Source organism: Microbulbifer variabilis (genome assembly GCF_052467165.1).
The window spans coordinates 483,775-506,617 of the sequence record NZ_CP174301.1 but is presented as its reverse complement, the minus strand read 5'-3'; the positions used below and the strand labels follow the sequence as shown (position 1 = coordinate 506,617).

Here is a 22,843-nt window from a genome sequence, read left to right as displayed (position 1 = left end):
CTTATCCCATTTTCAAGCCATAGATCACAGTAAAAATAATCTGGGCAGGGCTCTACGCACATTTAAAAATACAGGTTTCAAGAATAACTTATTCAGGTAACAAGAAAATAACCTGTAAAGGCCCTTAAGAAAAGAAACACCTTATTGAAGTAATTGGCCTTAACAATTGTTTACTCTGCTTAACCGACATTTGTTCAGGGCGATGGTCATACTTGAACCGAATTACTCACAGGATAACAACAATGAAGGTTCAACTAATTGCCTTTATGGCGACGACCCTGCTCATCAGCGGTTGTAACTCCACCCCAGAGGCTCCCACTACAGAATCTTTTGTTACTAATATTACTGAAGTAGGCCACAAGCGCTTTGTATATAAGGCGAGCCTGGGGACCAGGCCACATGGCCGTGGAGGCCAGAACTCTGGTGGCCCAGGTATAGGAAGTGGAGCCAAGCCGCCGGGAGGCAAACACAGCTCAGGTAAATCTGGACGCAATAAGTCAACCTCAGGCGATATTAGGAAAATGGCTATGGAGCGGATGGAGCTTCTGCTAATCGAAAGCGGCTTCTGCCCTAACGGCTGGTTCCTGATTGAGCAGACATTCCACCAAAACCAGGCAGAAATCCTCGGTGAATGTCGTGCAGCTGCACCTCAATAAAGGAAAATACCCAGGTAAATTCAATCAATAGCCAGTAACACTGCAACCGGGCCATTCTCCTATGCTCGGTTGCAGCATTGCCCTGCGTGTATTAACTGCCGATTTAAATTGCAGTTTTATGCCGCTTCAATAAGTAATCCGCGTGGAAACGCAGATGCTCTTCAATAAATGAGGCAATAAAGTAATAGCTGTGGTCGTACCCTGCATGATGCTCTAGCCGAAGCGGGTAATTACAAGCTCCTGCAGCCATTTGTAAAGCCTCAGGCCGCAGCTGCTGCTCAAGGAACTCATCATCATCGCCCTGGGATACAAGTATCGGCACATGAGTTGTAGCTCGCCCCAGCAGTACACTCGCGTCGTACTCCTCCCAACTAGTGGTATCTGCCCCCAAATAAGCTCCCAATGCCTTCTCACCCCAGGGACAGGCAATAGGATTACAAATAGGACTAAAAGCCGAAATTGAGGTATAACGCTCAGGGTTGCGCAAGCCTATTACCAGGGCTCCGTGCCCACCCATAGAATGACCACTGATTGCACGACGCTGACTCACCGGGAAGTGAGCTTCAATAAGTGCAGGAAGCTCATCCACAATATAATCGTACATTCGGTAGTGCAGCTTCCAGGGTTGTTGAGTGGCATTGACATAGAAGCCAGCCCCCTGCCCCAGATCATAGGACGGATCATCGGCCACATCCTTGCCGCGAGGGCTCGTATCAGGAATAACCAGTACGATACCCAGCTCTGCGGCCAGGCGCTGGGCCCCCGCTTTCTGGCTAAAGTTTGTATCGGTACAAGTGAGTCCAGATAGCCAATAGAGCACCGGATAGCGATATTCAGGGGCAATTTCCGCTTCCTGTGGCAAAAAAATAGAAAAGTGCATTGGGCAATTTAAAACATCGGAATCATGCTTATATTGCCGTTGTGAGCCATCGAAAGACCTGGTGCTGCTGACAAGTTCAATAGTCATGGTAACTCCGCTCAAGCTTCACCATAGTGAATAACACTGCGTATACTTTTACCTTCATGCATCAAATCAAATGCATGGTTTATTTTTTCCAGCGGCATGGTGTGGGTAATAAAATCATCCAACTTAAACTCACCAGCGAGATAACGCTCTACATAGTCCGGTAATTCCGAGCGCCCCTTTACCCCTCCAAAAGCCGTGCCTCGCCATACCCGCCCTGTTACCAGTTGGAAGGGGCGAGTACTAATTTCCTGTCCAGCTCCTGCCACACCGATAATTACCGACTCCCCCCAACCTTTATGGCAGCACTCAAGGGCAGAGCGCATTACGTCTACGTTGCCGATACACTCGAAGGAATAATCGACACCACCATCGGTGAGGTCGACGATCACCTCTTGAATCGGCTGCTCATAATTCCGGGGGTTAATGCATTCAGTGGCGCCGAGTTTTTTTGCCAGGGCAAACTTCTCCTCATTCACATCTATGCCAATAATGCGCTCTGCACCCGCCATTTTGGCACCAATCACGGCGGATAAACCAATCCCGCCAAGCCCAAAAATAGCAACGGTCGAACCCGGTTCTACTCTGGCAGTATTCATTACCGCGCCCATTCCGGTAGTGACACCGCAGCCAAGCAGGCAAACCTCCTCCAACGGCGCTTCCGGATTAATTTTTGCCAGCGAAATCTCTGGAAGGACTGTGTACTCCGAAAAAGTGGAAGTACCCATATAGTGATAAATGGGTTGTCCGTTGATAGAGAAACGCGTGGTGCCATCGGGCATCAGCCCCTTACCCTGGGTAGCCCTGATTTTCTGACACAGATTGGTTTTACCAGACAGGCAGAATTTACATTCGCCGCACTCCGGCGTGTACAAAGGAATCACATGGTCACCAACTTTCAAGCCAGTAACCCCCTCCCCTACTGACTCGACAATACCTGCACCCTCGTGGCCGAGAATCGCAGGAAATACTCCTTCAGGGTCTTCGCCAGACAGAGTAAAGGCATCGGTATGACAAACTCCAGTAGCCGTCAGCTTGATACGAACCTCTCCCTTCTGGGGAGGCATCACATCAACTTCCTCTATAGAAAGTGGCTCACCTGCCTTCCAGGCCACCGCAGCTTTACAGCGAATAGTCTCCGCACCCATAGTATTTTTCCTTGGTCATGCTCATTGAATTCAGCAAGGGGCCAGGATAGCCCGGCGCTGGAATAGAGGCAAAGAGGAACAGGGTCAAGGGCAAGCAGATAAAAGGGGGTGGCTAGGTCCAGCTTCACGGATTGGTTAGTTTTCCACCAGCTCTAATACCTGGGCCTTAAGCTATTTCTCTTTGTCGTTTACGCCACTGTAGTGGTGAGCTGCCATGTAAGGTACGAAAGGCTTTGGAAAAAGCACTGGTGTCGGTATACCCCAAGCTCGCAGAGAGCAGCCCAATATCAATACTGGAAGCGCGCAGATGCCACCGGGCGGTCTCCATACGCGCCTCCTGGAGCAATTGTTTGAAAGAAGTACCCGCCTCACTCAAACGTCGCTGCAATGTACGCACGGGCGTATCCACCAACTGCGCGACCTGAGCCAGACTGTGCTGCTGGGCTCCCAGAGTTTGCAATATCAAAGTACGTATTTGAGAAGCAATATCCCCCTCATATCCCTTGATCAATCCTTGGGTAAACTCTTCAAAATAATTCACCAGGCTCTGGCTAGGGGCATTGAGGGGTCGCTGAAGTAATTCAGCATTATATGTCAGGCAATCGCCCTGTTGGGCAAACAGGACTTCCGCCTGAAAATAGTCCCGGTATCGTTGCCTGGAAGAAATTGGGGCATGGCAAAACTGTACCTGTAGCGGGCGGATATCTTTACCGGCCAATTCCTGAAATAAGCGGCATGCGGCACCCATAGCGAGTTCGCTGTACTGCTCCGCAGCGCCAAGCCCACCAGAATGGCTGACTCTCTGTGCCATCAACAGACCATCCCGCTCCGATATTCGCCAGTGATCCGCCTGGTTATGTAGCACCATGTAGCGGTGGCTCACTGTCAGGGCAGCATCCAGGCTCCCTTCATTGAGTAATAGCTTTCCCAGTACCCCAAGCATGCGCAAACCCTGCATCTCTGCCAAACGCAAACCAAAATCTTCACACTGCAGTTCTTCCACACAGAGATTCAGTAAGTCGACAAGGGTCGCGATAGAAATAAGGATATCCGGGCGGCGCACACAGTCTGAAGGTAGGCCAACGCTTCTCAGGAGGGCAGCGGGATTCCCACCCATTTGCGGCACCAGAGTATTGAAACCCGCAAGTGTGCCGCTGCGAATCTCATAAGTGGGCTTCATCGTTCCATCCCCACAGCTTCAACCTCTGCTTTATTGACCACTATCTTCCACAGTGTTTAGCCACGCCATCAATATGGCCCCGGATCGCGAGCACACAGGGAAAAAGAAATCGGGTAAATTAGAACTGGCATGATATCAGGCCAAATGCCTTCGGGTAACAGAGTTACTTATGGGGATAAATATCCTTACCGATAGAAAAACTAGGCAGCTAAAAGAGATGTCAGCCGCTTTTCTTCACAAATTTCGTCAGAATCACGATACGCTGCCCCTCAACACGTCCCTCAATATGCTCGGGGTTATCGGTAAGGCTGATGCCGCGCACAGCAGTACCGCGCTTGGCCACAAGGCTGGAGCCCTTTACATCCAGGTCTTTGATAATGGTGACATTATCACCGGCCTGCAGTATTGCACCATTGCAGTCGCGATGCACGAGTAGCTCCCCCTCTTCCGGAAAAGTACCCGCTTGGGCCCAATTAACCAGGTCATCATCCAGGTAGAGCATTTCGAATAAATCTTGAGCCCAGGTCTCGACAGATAGACGCTTTAGCAGCCTCCAGGCCAATACTTGCACAGCAGGTTCCTGACTCCACATACTATCTGCGAGGCATTGCCAGTGGGCACTGTCTAAATGTGCTGGGTTATCCAGTTGCTCCCGGCAAGTCTGACACAAAAGCACCTGTGGGTTTGCCTGACCCACTGACTCAGCTACCTCATAGACCGCTAGGTTTTCCTGTGCCTTGCAGAGTTCACATTGACCGCCACTGCGCTGTTGCAACTGTTCCTGAGTGATCATGGTTGACCTCAAAAAAGTGCGCAGTATAAGCGCTAATTCGCCCATATGGGCAAACGACGTGGCTATCGAAACTTTGGAATAGCGAGGTGAAAAAAGTTAGCCTGGAGAAATGATAGGGGAAAGGCGCATAGCTCTAAGACCGGTATCAACAGGGACCCACGGCCCCTGTTGATAATACTTCGCTAGTAGCGAGCTCTAATGGTGTGCTGAGATCGCTGAGGCAAAATGGCCACCCTGCTTACTGGCAATGGCCGAAGTAATATCACCCAGGCTAAGAATACCCACCATACGCTTTTCACTGTTCAGTACTGGCATACGGCGAAGTAGCTGCTGCTCCATTTTGTGTACAGCTGAGAGGAGGTCATCTTCCTCCCAACACCACTCAATGCCTTCAGTCATCACGTCGCGGGCAGTTAGCGAGGACAAATTACCACCCTGCACTACACCTCGACATACAATATCACGGTCAGTAACCATGCCGATCAGGCGATCATTTTCTCCAATCGGGACGGCACCTATATCTTCATCACGCAGGATCTTCGCCACTTCCTGTAGCGGGGTGTCTGGAGTACACCAGGTAGCTCCCTGGTGCATTGCCTGTTTTACTTTCATCACGTACCTCCGCCAATTTCTTAAATATATTCACTGGGTGGCGGCATGGCCGCCACCCATTAGAAAATCAGTGCACTTCAATACGCTTTCGTTGTGGGGGATGCCCCTCATGCTTGGGCACCGTCAGGGTCAGAATACCATCCTTAAAGTTTGCGTCGATCTCACTCTCACGCACATCATCACCCAGGTTAAAACTGCGTAAAAACTTACCGTAGCGCCGCTCTTGACGAAGCACACGGCCATCTTTTTCTTCCTTCAGTTCGCGATGTACTTCTGCCTCAAGGGTCAGGACACCATTTTCAAGAGTCACATTGATATCGTTCTTACCAACACCTGGCAATTCAGCGCTTATTTCATACTTGTTTTTACGTTCACTCACGTCGATACGCGGAGAGAAGAAACCCTCCCGCTCATTGGTAATGCCACGGCTGGGTGAGAGCATCTGTTCAAACATATTGTCCAGATCCAGTAGGGACCCTCTCGGTATCAGACTCATAATCACAACCTCTTTGCTTCCACTATGTCGCAGGAGGCGCAAGCCCGCTCCTCGGACCCGGCTTGCGCCTCTCACATCTTGACTTCATTCTAGGTAATTCAGCGACACTCGGTAGGAATAAGTGCCCACAGTAGCCATCGCAAATAGCATTAAAAAATATTTTTTATTTACTTTTTATCTATATGGGAATTGCTGGATATCTTGCAGTTAAGGATATTAGTCAGTGGCATCGAATTTAACTACGATAATTACAGGTAAATTAAAGAGGATAAGCGCATGGCTCTAGCATGGGTCCTCGTGGCCAACCAGTCGCAAGCCAGGATTTTCGAAGCAAAAAAACGCGCCGGAAACCTCCACGAAATCGAAGCTCTCCTCCACCCTGAATCCCGCTTATCGGGCCGCGATCTCGAAAGTGACGCCCCTGGACGCACTTTTGACAGCCGTGGCAAGGGTCGCCACACCATGGGTAATTTTTCCGATCTACGCCATCGCAACGGTGAGAAATTTGCCAGAGAGATTGCTCATACCTTAGAGCGGGGGCGACAGGAGGGACGCTACGAAAAACTTTATATCGTAGCCGAGCCATATATGGTGGGTAGCCTACGGGATGCTCTCAAGACTCCAACCCGCGCTACCATTGCGGGTGAGACCGGTAAGAACCTGGTAGAAAGCCAACCAGAAGAAATTCGGGCCCAACTGCCCATCTGGTTGTAATTAAATTTTATAGCAGAAAAATAAGGGGCTACTTGACTAGCCCCTTTATTGTTTTTCTGGAAAAATCAGGCTCTGCCGCTATCGGCAAGCAATTTACCAATCAGCATATCTTTTTCTCGCCACAGCTCATAGACCCATTGATTGAATTCAGCACGAAATACCTGATCATTTACGTAGTCCGCAAGAAAGAACTTTTCCGGAATACGAATCTGCTCAACACGAACAATCACCCTCTTTACTTTCCCACCAAGGAAATCAGCAAATGACGGGATACCATCCGGATAAACTATGGTTACATTTAACAGGCGGTTTAGTTGCTTACCCATACTTTGCATTGCGAAAGCGATACCCCCGGACTTAGGCTTGAGCAGATGGGCAAAGGGAGATCCCTGCCTGTCGTGTTTGTCTTGCGTAAAACGTGTTCCCTCAAGGAAATTCATAATACTGGTGGGGGTTAATTTAAAGCGTTCACAGGCTTTTTTTGTCGCCTCCAAATCCTTACCGCGCATTTCCGGGTGCTTCTTCAGGAACTCCTTGTTATAGCGTTTCATAAAAGGAAAATCCAACGCCCACCAACAAACCCCCATCACCGGAACCTTGATCAACTCCTGTTTTATGAAAAATTTCAGGAAAGGAATTTTTCGATTGAAAATGGACTGCAGCACAAAAATATCCACCCAGCTCTGGTGGTTTGACGTCACCAGATACCAACCATTCTTATCCAGCGACTCATCGCCCTGTACGTCCCACTGGGTTTTCTGGGTGAGCTTCATCCAGCCTTTATTCAGAGTGAGCCAGGCTTCAGCACAAGAAATAAAAATGATCGCAAAGAACTTGCGCAGCGCAGCAAAGGGCAAAATCAATCGCAGGACCACAAAAAATAATATGGGTATGAAGCACAGAATGGTGCCAATGGCCAACAGAGTCGAGGCCAATATCAGCAAAACAATCGAGGGAAGAAAATTTAACATCTTGCGATTCTTTAATAATTGAATAACGAATGAAGTAATTTACCGCAGCTCCCTCAAAGAACCACATAGTTTCACTCTTGAGCTGACCGAGGCTAACCGGTCAATTCAAGCACTTGGTAGACCACTTCCTGTGAATAAATCCGTTTTACCGGACACACTTATAAGTTGCCAACCTCAATCATCATGGCTGTGTACATTTTTAGATTCAGACGGAATTGTTCCACAGTGATAAATTCATGCTCAGAATGGCCCGTATAAGCACTGCCCGGCATGGAGGGACCAAAACTGACTGCATTCGGCAGCAGTTTGGCATTGGTAGAACCACCTATGGCGACAGGCTTGGCATCTTCCATACCAGTAAAATGGCTGAAAACATCCAGCAATGGTTCAACATGAGGCGCATTGTCTACCCGGTAGGGATTACCCAGGGAAACCTGAGTATCGGCAAATATTATGCCGGTCCGTTCCTGCCAACTTGATAGTGCAGAATGAATTTCTTTTTCCAGCTGGGTAGCACTTTTACCCGTGGGGCGGCGCAGGTTCAGGTAACTGGTGAGCCCATTTTCAGTGACTTTCACCATGGTAACAGAAGCAGTCATTGGCCCCATAAATGAATCGTTATAGGCGATATCCCCAAATTTCTCTGCCTCAATACCAGTGCCTACCAGGTCATTCAGGTAACGTACAGTTGCTCCAGCAGCATTAGCCGGCCATTCGTGCACACTAAGAAGATCGGCCAGGAAGGCAATTGCATTGACTCCATGTTCCGGCTCAGAGCTATGGATGGCTTTTCCACGAGCAGTAACAACTAGCTTGTTTTCACTTTGCGATATTTCAATAGTCGCTTGGGAGTGTTTGGCTGCTCTGGTGCGAACCGCCTCAACCAGTTCCGGAGTGACATTAGCCAGGGTGGCTCGGGCTTCGTCCGGCACTTGGCTGCGGAAATAACCACCGGAAAAATCCTCAACATAGGGCTTGGCAAAGTCCGCCGGCAAACTTCCAATAGTGCTAACCTGTATTTCACTCCACCCTTTTTCTGCGGTCACTACCGGGTAGCTAGCATCAATAGTGATGTTGTAAGCGGGAATTGAGTAAGTTTTCAGAAAGTGTCTCAAGGGCTCCCAATCAGACTCTTCAGCCAGGTAAATAAGAAGCTCTATCCTGCGCTTAATAGGCGAGCCCTGGTCCTTAATTGCCTTCATGGCATAGAGTGCAATTGCGATAGGCCCCTTATCGTCTTCACTGCCTCGGGCAATCAGCTTGCCGGGTTCACTTTCACTATCGAGATAAAAAGGGCTCTTTTGCCACTTCTCAGGGTTTGCCGGCTGTACATCCCCATGAGTAACAATACCGACCTTTTCAGGTCCCTCACCCAAGGCCACTACCAGTACATGACCATAGTCCTGGTATTCAAGCCCTAGCTCCTTCGCTTTTAACTCCAGCACCTTTTTAAATCCTACAAAAGCGGGGTTATCAGCCAAGGGGGTTTCCTCACTTGCAACAGTCTCGAAGCGCACCAGGCTCGCGAGGGTTTTTGTCATGGCCCCTTCGTATTTTTCGACTGCGTAGTCCGCGGTGTCCTGAGCCAGGGAAGAAACTTCAGCCTCTGCTCCAGCAGATAAAAAAGCTGGTAAAAGCAATAACAAGAGAACAGGCTTCAACCTCATAATTCCCCCAAGTGAGTAAAAGCGCCATTGTACATCTCCTCTTATTAGCATGACTCACCTTTTCACCCCAGTCCCAGTGGTATTTATCACCACACGACAACCACCCATCCCCGGCTTGGAAGTACTGACTGCTAAACTATTCAGTGACCATGGGCCCAAACGGGTAACCTAAGCCTGTCTCCCTTTGCTTGCATTCCCATTTAATGAGCCAGCCAGATCCCTGGCTTCAGGGAGGGGGTAAGAAGCAGGCAAAGACTTCGGACTATCTATTTCCTAAAATCCTTACCCCACCCGGGAGTAGTGCATGGGAACCGCGATTGGCAAACATTTCCACCGCAAGCAATGGCTGAGTGTTCAACAGGCTGTCAATCACTTGAGCGCCCTCTCGGAGGAGCCCCTAACCAGCGCTCATTTAGCGGACCTTGCTGAGGAGAAGCTCCTTGACCTTTACTGGTATCGCCCTGGGCAAAAGTTAATGTTCCTGGATCAAATCGGCAGCCGCGAACTGGTGGAGCCCCTGCGCCTTTGTACGGATAATCAAAGTGATTGGCGGGCAATTGTCGGCGTATTACGCCACAACCCCGCTCTGCCAGCATATGAACAAGATACCCCCCTGCTTGAAGACGCCCAAGGTAATCGCCTTCGGATTACTTTCGATCATCATCAACTACCTGAACCCTATAGCAGCCGTTGGTATCCCAACCTGGCTGAACTGGTACTCAAACGCAGTGACCTGGAGCAGCTGGAACCCCGTCTGTTCTCACCTCAGGAGGCCAGTATCAACCTGGAGCGCGACTTGCTACTCGACGTTATTTGGCAACTGGAACAACTGGCCCTGGATGGCGAGGAGCACTCTACTAGCTGGCTGGCTGAGCAGCTCGCCAGACGCTCAACATCCCTGGACCGTAATGCCTGTGAAAGGGTTCTTCTAGCCGCAGAACGCGAGCGGACGCAAAGGCAGGCGCATTAGTAAAAATCACTCGAAATACCAATACCACCTGAAGTAACCACTTTTGACCTCCCTCGCAGAGTCTCATTCCAACCATTGGTCATAAGCGACAAAGGCTGTACCCTAGCGCCAGTCATAATAAAGCAATACCAGAGATCTCCGGAGGTAAGCCGTGCAGGCACGGAATAACCAGACTCGCTATGGCTGGGCTGCCATCGCTTTGCACTGGTTGATGGCACCAGCCATCATCGGTCTTTTTGCCTTGGGTTGGTGGATGAGGCAGCTGTCCTACTACGATCCTTGGTACCAGCAGGCGCCAAATATTCATAAGAGTATCGGTGTGTTGCTATTACTGCTGCTGGTGTTACGGCTCTTTTGGCGCCTGATCAATGTTACGCCACAAGCAGAACCCAATACGCCACGCTGGCAAACACTTGTGGCTAAGGGAGCACACCAACTCATTTACCTCCTCCTGTTTGCCATTATGTTTTCCGGCTACTTGATCTCCACCGCTGACGGGCGAGCCATTGAGGTTTTTGGCTGGTTCAGCCTGCCGGCCACTATTCAAAGCATTCCCAACCAGGAAGATATGGCCGGTAGTGTGCATGAAGTTCTGGCTTGGAGCCTGATTATTCTGGTAGCCATTCACGCCTTGGCAGCACTGAAGCATCACTTTATCGACCATGATTCCACCTTGCTGAAAATGCTAGGACTATCCAAAGATTCTGAGCAATCAGAAGAACAAGCCCCCATCACAACCACAAAAAAGGAAACAGCCTTATGAAGAAGCTCACTGCACTTTTATTCGCAGCCCTACTCGGCACCACAGCCCAAGCCGCCGAATATAAAATCGATACTAAAGGTGCCCATGCTTTTGTACAGTTCCGCATCAAACACCTAGGCTACAGCTGGTTGTATGGCCGCTTCGATGATTTCGACGGCTCTTTCTTTTACGACGATAAAGCGCCAGAGAAATCTTCGGTTAACGTCAATATTGATGTTACCAGCCTCAACAGTAACCATGCTGAGCGCGACAAGCACTTGCGCGGGACCGATTTCCTAAACACTGAAAAATTCCCCTCAGCCACCTTTAAAAGCACCAGCTTCGAACCTCTCGCAGATGGCAAGGCTTTGTTAAAAGGTGAACTTACCCTGCACGGCATTACCAAGCCAATTACGATCGACGTAACCAATATTGGCGGTGGTAAAGACCCCTGGGGCGGCTACCGTCAGGGCTTTAGTGGCACTACAGAGTTCGAACTGAAAGACTTTGGTATCGATTACAATCTGGGCCCTGCCTCCCAGAAAGTAGAGATGATTCTGGATATTGAAGGCATCCGTATCTAAGTCCAGACACAATCGCCCAAATACATACAAAGCCAGGGCTCCATAAGCCCTGGCTTTGTTATCACCAGTCTCACTTATCTTTTCAGCCCATCAATTTAAATATCCATCACGAGCTATTTACCAGTGCAAAAAATTAGCATTGTGACAACTGTAATCTAGTCCCAAGTAGCACCTAACCGGTCGATTCAAATTTGAAATTGCGTACTTATTAGGCAGGGTGGCAGGAATTGCCGCTAAGTTGGCATTCTTGATTCGCTGTGATTCTATTAGGTTAGTACCAGTTATAGCTTGGATTTTACTGTAGTAAGTTTGTACAAGTGCTGCTCAGATAAAGATGGCCTGTGGCTTCGAGAGCTTAGCTGGTAGCCCTGATAAGAGAGAGAAGTGCAAATTTTTATTCGATTTCAGCCTCCCCCAAGCTGCAAATAGCAGTAGAAATTCAAACCAGTCCACACTGAGCAAGCACAAATGATTACGGCGCTTTTGACGTCAGAACAACTTTTCAGCGAAAATAGCGGCAATTAGTATCAATCATTGCAATCGTTCCTTAGATCGGTATAAATGGAACGATTATACAGAGCAACTTCAACCTCATAGTGACCACTCACTTAGAGCAGGATTTTAGCACCGGATAAGCTGCCCATCACACTGCCAATATCCGTGGCGGTAGCGGCAATCAACTTGGTTTACTGCAGCTTTCTAGCTGGCGCTTAAAGAGATAAACCTCATTACCTCAGGTTTTCTCTTACTCACTTGAGTAAGTGCTTACCATGTTTTAAGCCTGCTGGAGCCAGATTCGCAAGAAGTTTGAGCATTCTTGCCAGGGTAAAAAGGACAAAAAAATGGCTTGCCTACAGCACCCAGATAGGGAACAACCAGTATATTTAATGGCCCACCACACTATTGGTCGCCGCCAGGGCGCAGTGGACACCCGTATCACCAGTGCTGAGATTTCCGGTATTCACTCGGCAATCCAATGGACCGGCACCCATTGGAATATTCGTGATCTCAGCCGCAACGGAACCTGGCTCAACGGCCAACAACTGGTTCCCGCCAAGAGCTATCCACTACAGACAGGTGACAAGATTTGTTTCGGCCGGGCTGACAACCCAGCCTGGATTATCGAGAATCTTGATGCGCCAGAGAATCTACTCATTGACCTGCAAACCGGGGAAGCACAACCTCTTGAGCAATACCACTTGCTCCCTGATGAGAGTGAACCATTGGCAAGCTTACACTTCAGTCCCGTAACTGCGCAGTGGCAATATGAGTTCACTGGCAATTCCGCTGAAGTCGGCAACAAGAAGCTAGTGAACCATGGCGACCGCATCGACTGCGGCCTTAACAGCTGGCAGTTATTTCTGGCAGATAATCAAGGCGCCACCAAGGAGCTATCCCTACAACAGCTGTCGATCACCGACTTCGGCCTGCGCTTCTCAGTCAGCTCTCACGAAGAGCATGTTCAGCTACAGCTGCAGCGAGAGGGAATGAAGCAATCCCTGCCTGCACGGATCCACAATTATCTGCTGTTATACCTTGCCCGAGCACGCTTCAGGGACATGCAAAACGGCCTAGATATGGATTCGCAGGGCTGGGTCTCGATCCAAGTAGCTACCCACGAGCTGGGTATTACTGTCAATCATCTGAACACCCAGATCTTCCGTGCACGCAAACAGATTTCCGAATCCCTGCCGGACGCAGTTGATACTTCAAACCTGGTTGAACGCCGCTCTTGGGAGATCCGTATTGGCTGCCACCAGTTTGAGATATATAAGGGTACCCAGCTGGAGGCAAAAGCAGAGCTAGGAGAAGCTTAAATTTTGAGGGAGCCAGGGTTTGTTAAGTTAAGGACCACTTTACTATTAATTTAGTTACCAGAATGGTAGAACTGAATCACCAAGATACAGACAAGGCTTACATTACAGGAGCTACTACCCCCTCTGGGTGACCATCTTATATGGTAAAGGCACTCTTCAGCACCGGGGGAATAAATTGTTTGCTACGCAAAGCAACGGTAGGCATACATGATACTCAACTCAACAGATTCCATTAATAAACATAGTTGAGCGAAGATCAGTAACCTCTGAGTACAAATAGCACCCAAGGGCCATTGGTAGGAAGCTTCAGGCACATTGGGACTGGAAGGCCATATAATGCCTTCCAGAAACCAGGAGCAACTCCTCTCTAGCTGTATATACAGCACAGCATTGTACCTAGCTTACAATACTCGAATCAGAACTGTTTAAAATTAAGCCAGCATTGACTCGTCAAGTACCAATATTAATTGTACTACAAGCATAATAGAGTCTCTCTAATAGAGCTGATCAAGCCAAAAAATATGGAATAACGTGAACCATTTCCTTCAGAAAGGAGACAGATAGCTTCACGAAAATGTACTATCAGGTAGAATGGCCTATCCATCCGAGAAGATCAAAATACAATGGACGTAGTTGCGCTGGAGAAAACTGAGGAATACCAAGGCCGTTACAGGGTTGAGCGCACTCTGGGAGCTGGGGGTATGGGAGTTGTTTACCTCGCAGAGGATATCAAGCTGGGGCGCAAAGTTGCGATTAAGCAGTTACGCTCAGATATGACTGGCAACTCAGCAGAAGCTCGTTTTCGTAGTGAGGCACAACTCTTAGCCAGGCTAAACCATCCCAATATCGTACGTTTATATGATGTGATAGAGGAGGAGCACAAAATAGCCTTGGTAATGGAGCTAGTTGAAGGCGTGACCCTCAAGGAATGGATACGCGAACAAACATCCACACTGCCAGAGAAGCTCGACTTGCTGATGCAAGTATCTTTAGGCCTTGGCAAAGCACACTGCCTCGGTATTATCCACCGAGATCTTAAACCAGAGAATATCCTTGTTACTGTAGATGGTGTTGCGAAAATAACCGATTTTGGTATTGCCAAAGCACTGGACTGCGACCAACAGCTTACCAGGGAGGACCACATAGCTGGCAGCGTACAAGCTATGTCCCCTGAGCAATTACAAGGAACTCCCCTGGATGCGCGTAGCGACCTATTCAGCCTTGGCTGTATCGCCTATGAGCTTCTCTGTGGTTGTAAACCTTTCGAAAGAAAGGATATAAGTGCACTGGCTTTTGCCCAGCAAATCATCAATAAACCTCATATCCCACCCCAAAAATCCTGGCCAGATATTCCAAAGCCCCTTGGTGCTCTTTTAGATAGACTATTAGGGAAACATCCGGAGCAACGGCCAGACTCAGCTCTACAGGTGTATGAGGCCCTGGAAATAATTCGCAAATTTGGAATTGACGCTGACACTCATCAGTATTCTGATACGGTCACGCAATTATTAATAAAACCTAGAAAGAAATATAAACGTATTTCTACCCTTATTGCCGGACTAGCCTTACTCTTCGCCGGGGGAGTTTGGGGCTGGCGCTCACTTACGCAGCTGACACCGCAATATATTGCAGTATTACCAATAGAGATCAGTGGTGAAATTTCAGGTGGTGATAACGCATCCACTCTGGTAAGAGCTATGGTTCGCCAGGCGTTAACGAGCACTCCAGGTGGTCTTGAATCCAGCGCTTTGGTAAATTTCACTCCCGATGAGAACAGCTCTCAGGAGCAGCAACTAAAAAAACTACACGAAAAAGGCGTCACCGATGTCTTATTCGCCCATCTCGATTGTATGCAGCAGCGCTGCAACATTGAATTACAAAGAATCAATCCTGAAAATAACCAAGTAAAAGAACAGGCCTCTTTTTTATTCCTCAGCGAGCACCGCCAGGAGTCTCAATATACTATTAGCAACAGCTCTTTAGCACTTTTTCCAAGTGGTTATCAAAAGCAAGTTAGTGGTAAGGTTAAAATGGAGTCAAGTGATTACAACTTGTATCTAACCCTGCTAGCAAAATTAAATAAAAATGATACCCCCCTAACCGAAGAAGATCTCGATCACCTGGAAGAATTAATTGGCAAATACCCCAGAAATGTGAACCTTTATAAGCTCTATGCTGATTTCGCAGCAAGGATATTTATCATAACAAACAATAACAAGCTGCTAACATCCACTATGGGAATTCTCTCTAGTGCTGATATTTCCGGGGCAGATGAAATTACTCTACTTGAGGCTCAGCTAAAGATTAGGTCTATTGATGCAGACAAAAAAGGCTTTGAAACAATACTTAAGAAACTCGAGAAAAGAGGCTACCCTTCCGCCCACCTATTTGCCGAAAGTTCGCGATTTCATTTTAGTAATGGCAGCTACTCTGAAGGGCTAATTTATGCTCAAAAGGCCGTAGCATTATCACCTTCAGCAAATCACCTATACTTAGTTGCAATCACCCAAGTAGCCAGCGGTGACTACAGCTCCCCAAAAGAAGTATTAAATAAACTATTTGAGAGCAACCCTCAATACTGGCCTGCTTATGCCTTACTGGGAGTTATAGAACTAGAAAATGGCAACCTTGATACGGCACAAGCTGCCATACAAATGGTTCCAGAAGCTCATAGAAGCTGGCGTACAAAATCTAATCTTGGGACTATATTTTTTCTTCAAGGTAATTACAGAGAGGCCTTGAAAATTTACCTAGATATCCTGGAGAGTTCGCCAAGCAATATTCAAATGATCAGTCAGGTCGCAGAGGCATACGCTATGCTTTCTGACCATAAAAACGCAGAAAAGTTCTTGAATAGGCTCCTTCAAACTACAGAAGGCAAATCTGATTTTCGCTCTCAAAGATATAGAGCTGTTGCTTTAGCGAATCTAGGGCAGGTTTCCCTTTCTATAAGCATGATAAAAGAGCTCCTCCAAAAAGCTCCAGATGATACCTACGTAAAATATTCTGCAGCCCAAGTATATGCCATTGCTCAAGAGTGGCGCTCTGCCGGTTACCATATAGAACAGCTGTTAGCACAAGGGATGAGCGCAGTGTGGTTCATCCTACCTGAATTTCAACAGCTCTGCGCTCAACCCATAGCAATAGAAGCCTCTCTTAACTCTATTTGCCAGTACCCGAAGCCGGAACGGGGTCAATACCCGCTTCCGGATCACCGGAAACAAAATGCATTCCCGTTTCAGGATCAACACACATCCACAAAAAATTAAACCGATCTGGAATACGATCCTTATCTTTAATTTTTATCACCAACTTAGTGTAATCTCCATCTACTTCTTTGGCTCGCGCGCGAAATTGATGGCGAAAATCAGGACTCAGCGCGATAATTCCATCAAGTTTATGGTTTTGCTGGTAACGAACAAACTCCAACTCTCGACCTGGAACTTCTGACAAATCCAGGGAAACTTTCAGGGTAAGCACTCCACCTTTATAAATTTTAAAGCGCATATTCCCAAAGTGTTCTTCCGGGTTAGCTGCATTGTAAAGAGGCCAATACTGAGGCTCGCCATCCTTCTGCTCTCTGGGCCGTAAAACCAGATCCAGCTTTAACCCTTCTTTAGGTACCTCGCACTCCAGTACGGGTAAGTCGGCACAAGCGACCATTATTCATCCCTCTCGTAAGAATTTGTTATTTGGTGTAACCAAAAGACGTTTTATCTCATGTAAACTACGTCTGTGACTGCGCAATCATAACCGGTACCGGTTTAAAAAAAAGCCGGCAGTACTGATACTACCGGCCCGGAATGATGGTCCCAACCATCGACGGTTACAACAACACTATCAAGAGCAAAATTTGGCATCCGTGCCCCGGGCAAGCTCATCCAAAAGTTCCGACTAAGACTCTGCACCTGTCGGTTCCAGCTCGACCGTTCAGCTTGCGCTGAATCCTTTTAATCCCACGCTTGCGAAAACGTGAGAAAACCAAATCCATCCGAAGTTATGTTGCGGGGGCTGCCGATCCATGGCAGGGGAACTGCTTAACAATCTCCCGCCCCCCTCAACTGGAACCTACTTTACGGATTTGAGAATTACAGGTCTATCACGCCCAATTACAGAAAATTACGCGCCAAATGTTTTATACGTCGGCATAGGCTGTTAGAGTCGCGATATAACAAAAAGCATCGCTTAGTGAGGATACGATGGAAGCGAATCTCGAAGATGTAAAAATTCTCTCTCCCCGCCGCAACAGTACTGAAGCTACAAATATTGAGGAGTTGGCGCGTGAACAATTACAGCATTTCTGCATCGATTCAGACTCAGAGCACGGCCAATTACTGGAGCAAACTGCAGCACTGCTATATCAGGCCCAGGGGAATCTGAACCAACTGTGGAGCCAGGTTACAGACACCCTGCAGCGCTTGGATCGCTCAGATAAAATTGCTTATTTCAATGCCAAGCGCTTTATGAGTTTCCAACTGGCAAAACTGCTGGATACTCTACAAAACCCATTGCGGGCTAGCTTTCAAAGTCTGCAGGGAGACGATTTCAATATCACCACACGTGGTGGTTATCCACTATTCGACAATATTCCAGCGATTTTTTCCGCAACCCCGGTGATCGCACGCACTGCCACCTACATCTATGCCTGTACCGAGTGGGTAGATGACGCCTTTCGCAGCCGCGAACCCAGCCACGACATTTACTCACGCCTGCTCAACCCGACTTCTATCTCCCTCGCCAATGCCATTGTGGACCTAGAGTGCGGTCCTGCAGCAAACGAATATATGGCCTGGAACTTTAACTCTGGCATGGCAGCCATTGATGCACTGCTTTCCAACCAGCTGCGCCGCGACGATATATTGATTGTCTCGCGTAATATCTACGGCGGCGTACACCAGCTGCTTCAAGATTTTTACGCTCGAAAAGACAAGCTAGCAATCCAGCTGGTTTGGTTTGATGGCACTAGCGGAGAGGATTTTAAAAAGCTTTTAAATGAGACCCAGCAGAATTATGCCGATAATCTTGCTAGGGGGGCGAAGATCCACACCTATATCGAATCACCCTGTAATCCACACGGTATCATGTTGGATGTACCGGGTATCTGTAAGATGGCACATCGGGAAAATATCCTCGTAAGCCTGGATGCCACCTTGGCCACCCCCTTTCTGTATCAACCATTACGCCGGGAGGACCGTGAGGAGCGCCCGGATTTTGTTGTGCACTCCTATACCAAGGATATTGGCGGCACCGGCGCTGCAACAGCTGGCGTGGTTATTGGGGAAAATCACCGCATGTTTATTCCCAAGGGGGACAGTGCCAAAGGGCTCAACTGGGACCAGTGCATGTTCTGGGATGTATATTATATTAAAGGCGCTTTCCTGGATGCGGATAAGGCATGGGAAGTGCACTGCGGCATGCGTACCCTGGAAATGCGTATGCTTACCAAATGTATCAATACATTGAGCCTTAGCCATTTCTTTGCCAGCCACAATAAAATCCGCGTGAATAGCCACGCGGTAGAGAGTCACCCGAATTCAAAAATGCGCGAGTCATTAATGCGCTATGAGTTCCCAACACCGTTGTTCAGTATTGATATGGAGGCAGCACAGATTCCCACCGCGGCCTTCAAGAGTTTCTTTGATGCATTGGAACCGGCCTTTGGGCAAATGGTGAGCCTGGGGCAAACCAATACCATGGTACTCTGCCCTGCACTTACCTCTCATTCGGAGCTCTCTCCTGAAGCGATGGAAGCTGCAGGCATATTCCCAACCACCATCCGTATTTCAGTGGGGGATGAAAATATGGCACAGCTCGCAGCCCACGTGATTAATTGCGCACGTCTTCATCTGGACCCTGTGAGTCCAGGGTTCAGTGACGGCTTTATCTCTCCGGAGGAGGCCGATGCACTCTTTACTCACTTCTATATGCAATCCCACCAGAAGGTAGTGGAAGCACAACCGAAAATTGCCGATTACCTGTAAAGGAAATTGATTTAAGGGAATGAATGAAAGTGGCGCAGCCGGTAACTACCGTTGCGCCGCGCTTGTTGCACTACCCTATATCCCGTAGTATCACTATTTCTGTCCATAATTTAATCAAACAAAAATGCCGAAAATTTCCGCATGCCTTCTGGCCTGGGTACTTTGTTGCCTTTCTGCAATGGTGCTGGCCCAGGGATACGAGCAGCTTTACAGCGACTACCGCGGCAGCCTCTACCAGATTCGCCTGATCGAAAAATCCTCCAACTCCAAAGCCGGTCTCGGTTCCGGGTTCCAAATCTCAGCTGATGGGTTACTTGCCACCAATTACCATGTAGTCGCTCAGGCCGTCAGTGATCCTGAAAAATACACTCTGGAGTATCTATCCACTGACGGCACTAAAGGCACACTGGAGTTGCTGGATATAGATGTAGTGAACGATCTGGCCCTACTGCGCCAGGACAATCCAGGTAAGGAGTATCTTCAACTTGCCACCGACACCCCCAAGAAGGGTGAAACCATTGTTTCACTCGGCAACCCTTTGGATCTGGGTATGACACTGATTCCAGGCACCTACAATGGTATTGCCGGCGGCAGTTTTTATGATCGTATCCACTTCGCCGGTTCCATCAACCCAGGAATGAGTGGCGGCCCAGCAATCAATACCCGAGGCCAAGTGGTAGGTATTAATGTCGCCACTGCTGGAAATCAAGTGAGCTTCCTGGTACCAGTAGATAAGCTATCCACGCTAGTAGAGCACTACCATCAGCGCGACGAAGCCCTGGACTTAAAGGCTGTGACTTACCAGCAGCTTGTCGACAACCAGCAGCGAATTATCAACTCCATCCTGCAGGCCGACTGGAAACGCCGTTCACTTGGTGAAGCAAAGGTAGTTGGGGAAATCGTGCCGGCCATTAAGTGCTGGGGCAATACGCAGGATGATGACGATAGCCCTATAAAGCGCATCGACAAGGGCTGCACTGGGCAAGATGTTATTTTCCTTTCTGACGAGTTCAATACCGGCAGAGTGGAGTATGAATTTTTCTGGCTGGAGGCCGACAACTTGCTGCCTGCACGCTTTTACGCAGAATATGAACAACAAATGAGCACGTTTTATCCTGGCAACAGCGCTGGCGAAGAAGACGTAACTAATTTCCACTGTCGCCAGGGCTTTACTTCGCAACCGCGTACTGGCAATGGCCCGGTATCAAAACCAGACCGCAGTAAAAAACCACTGATTGCGCGTACCAGTTATTGCGTAAGACGTTATAAAGATTTTCCCAATTTATATGACATCTTCTTTCTGAGCCTCAGTGTGGACCAGAAAAACCGTGCACTGGTGAGCCACTTTACCCTCTCTGGTTTTACCCAGGAGTCCGCCGACGCCTTTACCGAGAAGTTCACGAGCGAGATCCAATGGCACTGATTATTGAAGAACTCAACCGTGCCCATCGGGTACAAATGCGTTACTGCATGGATGGGGAAAAATTCACTCTGGGTCGCGCTTTCAGCAACGATGCTATCCTAGAAGATATTCACGCCGATGGCCGCCACGCTGAAATACGCCATGAAGAAGACGGCAGCTACGTTCTGCATGACCTTAATTCAGTTAATGGCAGCCAGCTATTAGGTAACCTGCAGGACAAGTCGGTCAAGCCTGGAGAAATCTCCTCACATCAGATTACCTCTGGGGATATAGTGCAATGTGGCAAATCCCGGCTGCGCCTGTTCTACTCTGATGATGCTGTGCCAGCAGCTACCCCACTGCACTCTCTGGAAAGTTTGTTTTCAGGCCTATCCCGCCCCTTGAACGCCATATTGCTAGTATTGGCTGTGGCCTGCTCCACGGTGCTACTCAGTTACCTCAACTATGCACGTAGCTATGAATGGACACTTGCCATCAATATATTGGCAAGTGCTACCATCGGCCTGGTGATTTATGCCGGTGCATGGGCTTTCATTGGCAGAGTGGTAAAACATGAAACCCACTTCTTTGCCCACCTGTCTATCGCCGCTATAGGCGCCCTAAGCTATACCGTTTGGGAGTGGTTCAGTGGGGTGTTGAACTACAACTTCGCTATCGGCGATATGATGGAGGCTCTCGACTTCCTCGTGCTCGCGATCATTCTGCCAGCCATGCTCTGGTGTGCCTGCTACCTGGCCACCAATCTTGGACGCGGCTGGCGTTGGGCTGTATCGATGGTATTACCCATCGGCTTTTTAGGGCTCAGCCTGGTTGAAAGCCTCAGCAAGCTCAATGATTTCAGTGAGGCACCGGAGATTTCCACCGAACTCAAGTACGATAATATGCTACTACGTAGACCGGTGCCGATGCAGGATTTTATCGCCGGCTCAACAGCGCTATTTGATATTGCCATCGAGAAAGAAGAGTCGGAACCGGGGAACATGGACAGCTCTACCGCAGAAGACACAAGCAGCAACGCGGAGGTTGGGCAATGAACAAGTCATTTTGGAGCCCTGGACTGGAGCAACTGGAACCTTATACTCCAGGCGAACAAGCCAATAGTAAAAACCTGGTCAAGCTCAATACTAATGAGAACCCTTACCCTGCCTCGCCGGGGGCGCTCTCACTATTAGCACAAGGCGATTTCGCTGATGCTCTGCGTCGATACCCGGATCCGGAATCCCTTGAGTTACGCGAAGCTATTGCGGAGCGCTACGATCTCAATAGCAATCAAATATTTGTAGGCAATGGCTCAGATGAAGTCCTTGCGCTGAGTTTCTACAGTTTTTTCCGTCGCAGCGACCCTCTGCTATTCCCCGATATCACCTACAGCTTTTATCCGGTGTACTGCCAGCTTTTTGATATAGAACCTAAAACCATCCCTCTACGCGAGGATTTCACCCTTGCTGTAGAGGACTATGCCGGTAATGCCGGGGGTATCATTATTCCCAACCCCAACGCACCAACTGGCCGCTACTTACCACTCGATCAAATCAAAGAGTTATTGCGCCTGCATTCAGAACGGGTAGTAATTATTGACGAAGCCTATATCGATTTTGGCGGAGAAAGTGCCACCCAGTTGATTGATCAATACCCTAATTTATTGGTGATCCACACCCTATCCAAGTCCTATGCCTTGGCCGGCCTGCGCCTCGGTTTTGCAATGGGACAGGAACATTTGATTGAGGGATTGCTTCGCGCCAAGAACTCCTTTAACTCTTATCCAATAGACTCCATTGCCCAACAGGTTGCAACCGCCGCAATACGCGATCGCGCCTGGCATGCAGATAACTGCGGCAAGGTCATCGCTACGCGCCAGCGTAGTGGGGCAGCCTTACAGGAGCTGGGCTTCCAGGTCGTGCCTTCCAAGGCAAATTTCATTCTGGCGAAGCCACCGGAGCCAGGGGCTGAAGCCCTATACCTGGCACTGCGTGAGCGGAATATCCTGGTGCGCTACTTCAACAAGCCCCGTATCAGTGATTACCTGAGAATTTCCATTGGCACAGATGATGAAATGGACCAGCTTATACGGAACTGCAAAGAGATACTTGCGTCACAGAGCTAGCAGGCAACCTGTCTATACTCG

Annotated in this window: 20 protein-coding genes; 11 read left to right on the top strand and 9 right to left on the bottom strand. The window is 48.6% G+C overall.

The genetic code is table 11. The features are described 5' to 3' along the window. Positions 1-242: 242 nt before the first annotated feature. Positions 243-656 (top strand): hypothetical protein, encoded by a 414-nt coding sequence (locus ACJJIP_RS02215; RefSeq protein WP_444946139.1) that lies wholly within the window; start codon positions 243-245, stop codon positions 654-656. 103 nt (positions 657-759) lie between these two features. Here the strand turns inward: ACJJIP_RS02215 and fghA are convergent, their stop codons facing one another. From fghA to ACJJIP_RS02185, 6 genes are all read right to left on the bottom strand, one after another. Beyond that, positions 760-1,623, bottom strand: coding sequence for an S-formylglutathione hydrolase (fghA, locus tag ACJJIP_RS02210; RefSeq protein ID WP_444946138.1), 864 nt, complete (start codon positions 1,621-1,623; stop codon positions 760-762). Positions 1,624-1,634: 11 nt separating this feature from the next. Beyond that, positions 1,635-2,768, bottom strand: coding sequence for an S-(hydroxymethyl)glutathione dehydrogenase/class III alcohol dehydrogenase (locus ACJJIP_RS02205; protein WP_020414545.1), 1,134 nt, complete (start codon positions 2,766-2,768; stop codon positions 1,635-1,637). 166 nt (positions 2,769-2,934) lie between these two features. After that, positions 2,935-3,948: an AraC family transcriptional regulator gene (locus ACJJIP_RS02200; RefSeq protein WP_444946137.1), complete on the bottom strand. Its 1,014-nt coding sequence runs from the start codon at positions 3,946-3,948 to the stop codon at positions 2,935-2,937. A 220-nt stretch (positions 3,949-4,168) separates the two neighbouring features. After that, the gene (locus ACJJIP_RS02195; protein ID WP_020414543.1) at positions 4,169-4,741 is read right to left on the bottom strand and encodes a PhnA domain-containing protein; all 573 of its coding nucleotides are present in this window, start codon (positions 4,739-4,741) and stop codon (positions 4,169-4,171) included. A 195-nt stretch (positions 4,742-4,936) separates the two neighbouring features. After that, complete coding sequence (locus tag ACJJIP_RS02190; RefSeq protein WP_020414542.1) at positions 4,937-5,353, bottom strand: CBS domain-containing protein; 417 nt, start codon at positions 5,351-5,353, stop codon at positions 4,937-4,939. A 67-nt stretch (positions 5,354-5,420) separates the two neighbouring features. Beyond that, positions 5,421-5,849 (bottom strand): Hsp20/alpha crystallin family protein, encoded by a 429-nt coding sequence (locus tag ACJJIP_RS02185; RefSeq protein ID WP_020414541.1) that lies wholly within the window; start codon positions 5,847-5,849, stop codon positions 5,421-5,423. Positions 5,850-6,125: 276 nt separating this feature from the next. Between ACJJIP_RS02185 and ACJJIP_RS02180 the strand changes: the two genes are divergently transcribed. After that, positions 6,126-6,563 carry a host attachment protein gene (locus tag ACJJIP_RS02180; protein WP_020414540.1) on the top strand — a complete coding sequence of 146 codons (438 nt, stop codon included), beginning with the start codon at positions 6,126-6,128 and terminating at the stop codon, positions 6,561-6,563. 65 nt (positions 6,564-6,628) lie between these two features. On the opposite strand, the gene yihG is transcribed toward ACJJIP_RS02180, so the two are convergent. Both yihG and ACJJIP_RS02170 read right to left on the bottom strand, forming a co-directional pair. Further along, complete coding sequence (yihG, locus tag ACJJIP_RS02175) at positions 6,629-7,534, bottom strand: 1-acylglycerol-3-phosphate O-acyltransferase, YihG family (RefSeq protein WP_020414539.1); 906 nt, start codon at positions 7,532-7,534, stop codon at positions 6,629-6,631. Positions 7,535-7,692: 158 nt separating this feature from the next. Then, positions 7,693-9,201 (bottom strand): dipeptidase, encoded by a 1,509-nt coding sequence (locus tag ACJJIP_RS02170; RefSeq protein WP_444946136.1) that lies wholly within the window; start codon positions 9,199-9,201, stop codon positions 7,693-7,695. A gap of 304 nt (positions 9,202-9,505) precedes the next feature. Between ACJJIP_RS02170 and ACJJIP_RS02165 the strand changes: the two genes are divergently transcribed. The 5 genes from ACJJIP_RS02165 (at position 9,506) to ACJJIP_RS02145 (ending at position 16,583) form a co-directional block, all read left to right on the top strand. Further along, positions 9,506-10,171: a hypothetical protein gene (locus tag ACJJIP_RS02165; protein WP_020414537.1), complete on the top strand. Its 666-nt coding sequence runs from the start codon at positions 9,506-9,508 to the stop codon at positions 10,169-10,171. Positions 10,172-10,322: 151 nt separating this feature from the next. Next, positions 10,323-10,934, top strand: coding sequence for a cytochrome b (locus ACJJIP_RS02160; RefSeq protein ID WP_353375661.1), 612 nt, complete (start codon positions 10,323-10,325; stop codon positions 10,932-10,934). Beyond that, positions 10,931-11,497, top strand: a complete 567-nt coding sequence (locus ACJJIP_RS02155) for a YceI family protein (protein WP_020414535.1) — start codon at positions 10,931-10,933, stop codon at positions 11,495-11,497. The genes ACJJIP_RS02160 and ACJJIP_RS02155 overlap by 4 nt, the downstream gene beginning before the upstream one ends. An 842-nt stretch (positions 11,498-12,339) precedes the next feature. Next, positions 12,340-13,314 carry an FHA domain-containing protein gene (locus ACJJIP_RS02150; RefSeq protein WP_157533606.1) on the top strand — a complete coding sequence of 325 codons (975 nt, stop codon included), beginning with the start codon at positions 12,340-12,342 and terminating at the stop codon, positions 13,312-13,314. Between the two features lie 623 nt (positions 13,315-13,937). After that, positions 13,938-16,583: a serine/threonine-protein kinase gene (locus ACJJIP_RS02145; RefSeq protein WP_020414533.1), complete on the top strand. Its 2,646-nt coding sequence runs from the start codon at positions 13,938-13,940 to the stop codon at positions 16,581-16,583. Here ACJJIP_RS02145 and ACJJIP_RS02140 read toward each other — a convergent pair. Further along, entirely contained in the window at positions 16,477-16,977 is a 501-nt protein-coding gene (locus ACJJIP_RS02140) for a hypothetical protein (RefSeq protein WP_026305227.1), read from the bottom strand. The two genes, ACJJIP_RS02145 and ACJJIP_RS02140, sit on opposite strands and share 107 nt — an antisense overlap. 536 nt (positions 16,978-17,513) lie before the next feature. Between ACJJIP_RS02140 and ACJJIP_RS02135 the strand changes: the two genes are divergently transcribed. The 4 genes from ACJJIP_RS02135 (at position 17,514) to hisC (ending at position 22,822) form a co-directional block, all read left to right on the top strand. Then, positions 17,514-19,295 carry a trans-sulfuration enzyme family protein gene (locus tag ACJJIP_RS02135; RefSeq protein ID WP_444946135.1) on the top strand — a complete coding sequence of 594 codons (1,782 nt, stop codon included), beginning with the start codon at positions 17,514-17,516 and terminating at the stop codon, positions 19,293-19,295. A 124-nt stretch (positions 19,296-19,419) separates the two neighbouring features. Then, complete coding sequence (locus ACJJIP_RS02130; protein WP_282952428.1) at positions 19,420-20,718, top strand: S1C family serine protease; 1,299 nt, start codon at positions 19,420-19,422, stop codon at positions 20,716-20,718. Further along, a complete protein-coding gene (locus tag ACJJIP_RS02125; RefSeq protein ID WP_444946134.1) occupies positions 20,709-21,752 on the top strand; it encodes an FHA domain-containing protein in 1,044 nt (347 codons plus the stop codon). The genes ACJJIP_RS02130 and ACJJIP_RS02125 overlap by 10 nt, the downstream gene beginning before the upstream one ends. Next, positions 21,749-22,822 carry a histidinol-phosphate transaminase gene (gene hisC, locus ACJJIP_RS02120; RefSeq protein ID WP_020414529.1) on the top strand — a complete coding sequence of 358 codons (1,074 nt, stop codon included), beginning with the start codon at positions 21,749-21,751 and terminating at the stop codon, positions 22,820-22,822. The genes ACJJIP_RS02125 and hisC overlap by 4 nt, the downstream gene beginning before the upstream one ends. Positions 22,823-22,843: the final 21 nt, after the last annotated feature.

Bases quoted from the DNA above. Each gene is read 5' to 3' on its own strand.
- ACJJIP_RS02150 (WP_157533606.1), top strand. From the start codon at position 12,340: ATGGCTTGCCTACAGCACCCAGATAGGGAACAACCAGTATATTTAATG.
- ACJJIP_RS02195 (WP_020414543.1), bottom strand. From the start codon at position 4,741: ATGATCACTCAGGAACAGTTGCAACAGCGCAGTGGCGGTCAATGTGAA.
- ACJJIP_RS02165 (WP_020414537.1), top strand. From the start codon at position 9,506: ATGGGAACCGCGATTGGCAAACATTTCCACCGCAAGCAATGGCTGAGT.
- fghA (WP_444946138.1), bottom strand. From the start codon at position 1,623: ATGACTATTGAACTTGTCAGCAGCACCAGGTCTTTCGATGGCTCACAA.
- ACJJIP_RS02170 (WP_444946136.1), bottom strand. From the start codon at position 9,201: ATGAGGTTGAAGCCTGTTCTCTTGTTATTGCTTTTACCAGCTTTTTTA.
- yihG (WP_020414539.1), bottom strand. From the start codon at position 7,534: ATGTTAAATTTTCTTCCCTCGATTGTTTTGCTGATATTGGCCTCGACT.
- ACJJIP_RS02200 (WP_444946137.1), bottom strand. From the start codon at position 3,948: ATGAAGCCCACTTATGAGATTCGCAGCGGCACACTTGCGGGTTTCAAT.
- ACJJIP_RS02185 (WP_020414541.1), bottom strand. From the start codon at position 5,849: ATGAGTCTGATACCGAGAGGGTCCCTACTGGATCTGGACAATATGTTT.
- ACJJIP_RS02145 (WP_020414533.1), top strand. From the start codon at position 13,938: ATGGACGTAGTTGCGCTGGAGAAAACTGAGGAATACCAAGGCCGTTAC.
- ACJJIP_RS02180 (WP_020414540.1), top strand. From the start codon at position 6,126: ATGGCTCTAGCATGGGTCCTCGTGGCCAACCAGTCGCAAGCCAGGATT.
- ACJJIP_RS02140 (WP_026305227.1), bottom strand. From the start codon at position 16,977: ATGGTCGCTTGTGCCGACTTACCCGTACTGGAGTGCGAGGTACCTAAA.
- ACJJIP_RS02130 (WP_282952428.1), top strand. From the start codon at position 19,420: ATGCCGAAAATTTCCGCATGCCTTCTGGCCTGGGTACTTTGTTGCCTT.
- ACJJIP_RS02135 (WP_444946135.1), top strand. From the start codon at position 17,514: ATGGAAGCGAATCTCGAAGATGTAAAAATTCTCTCTCCCCGCCGCAAC.
- ACJJIP_RS02215 (WP_444946139.1), top strand. From the start codon at position 243: ATGAAGGTTCAACTAATTGCCTTTATGGCGACGACCCTGCTCATCAGC.
- ACJJIP_RS02155 (WP_020414535.1), top strand. From the start codon at position 10,931: ATGAAGAAGCTCACTGCACTTTTATTCGCAGCCCTACTCGGCACCACA.
- ACJJIP_RS02125 (WP_444946134.1), top strand. From the start codon at position 20,709: ATGGCACTGATTATTGAAGAACTCAACCGTGCCCATCGGGTACAAATG.
- hisC (WP_020414529.1), top strand. From the start codon at position 21,749: ATGAACAAGTCATTTTGGAGCCCTGGACTGGAGCAACTGGAACCTTAT.
- ACJJIP_RS02205 (WP_020414545.1), bottom strand. From the start codon at position 2,768: ATGGGTGCGGAGACTATTCGCTGTAAAGCTGCGGTGGCCTGGAAGGCA.
- ACJJIP_RS02190 (WP_020414542.1), bottom strand. From the start codon at position 5,353: ATGAAAGTAAAACAGGCAATGCACCAGGGAGCTACCTGGTGTACTCCA.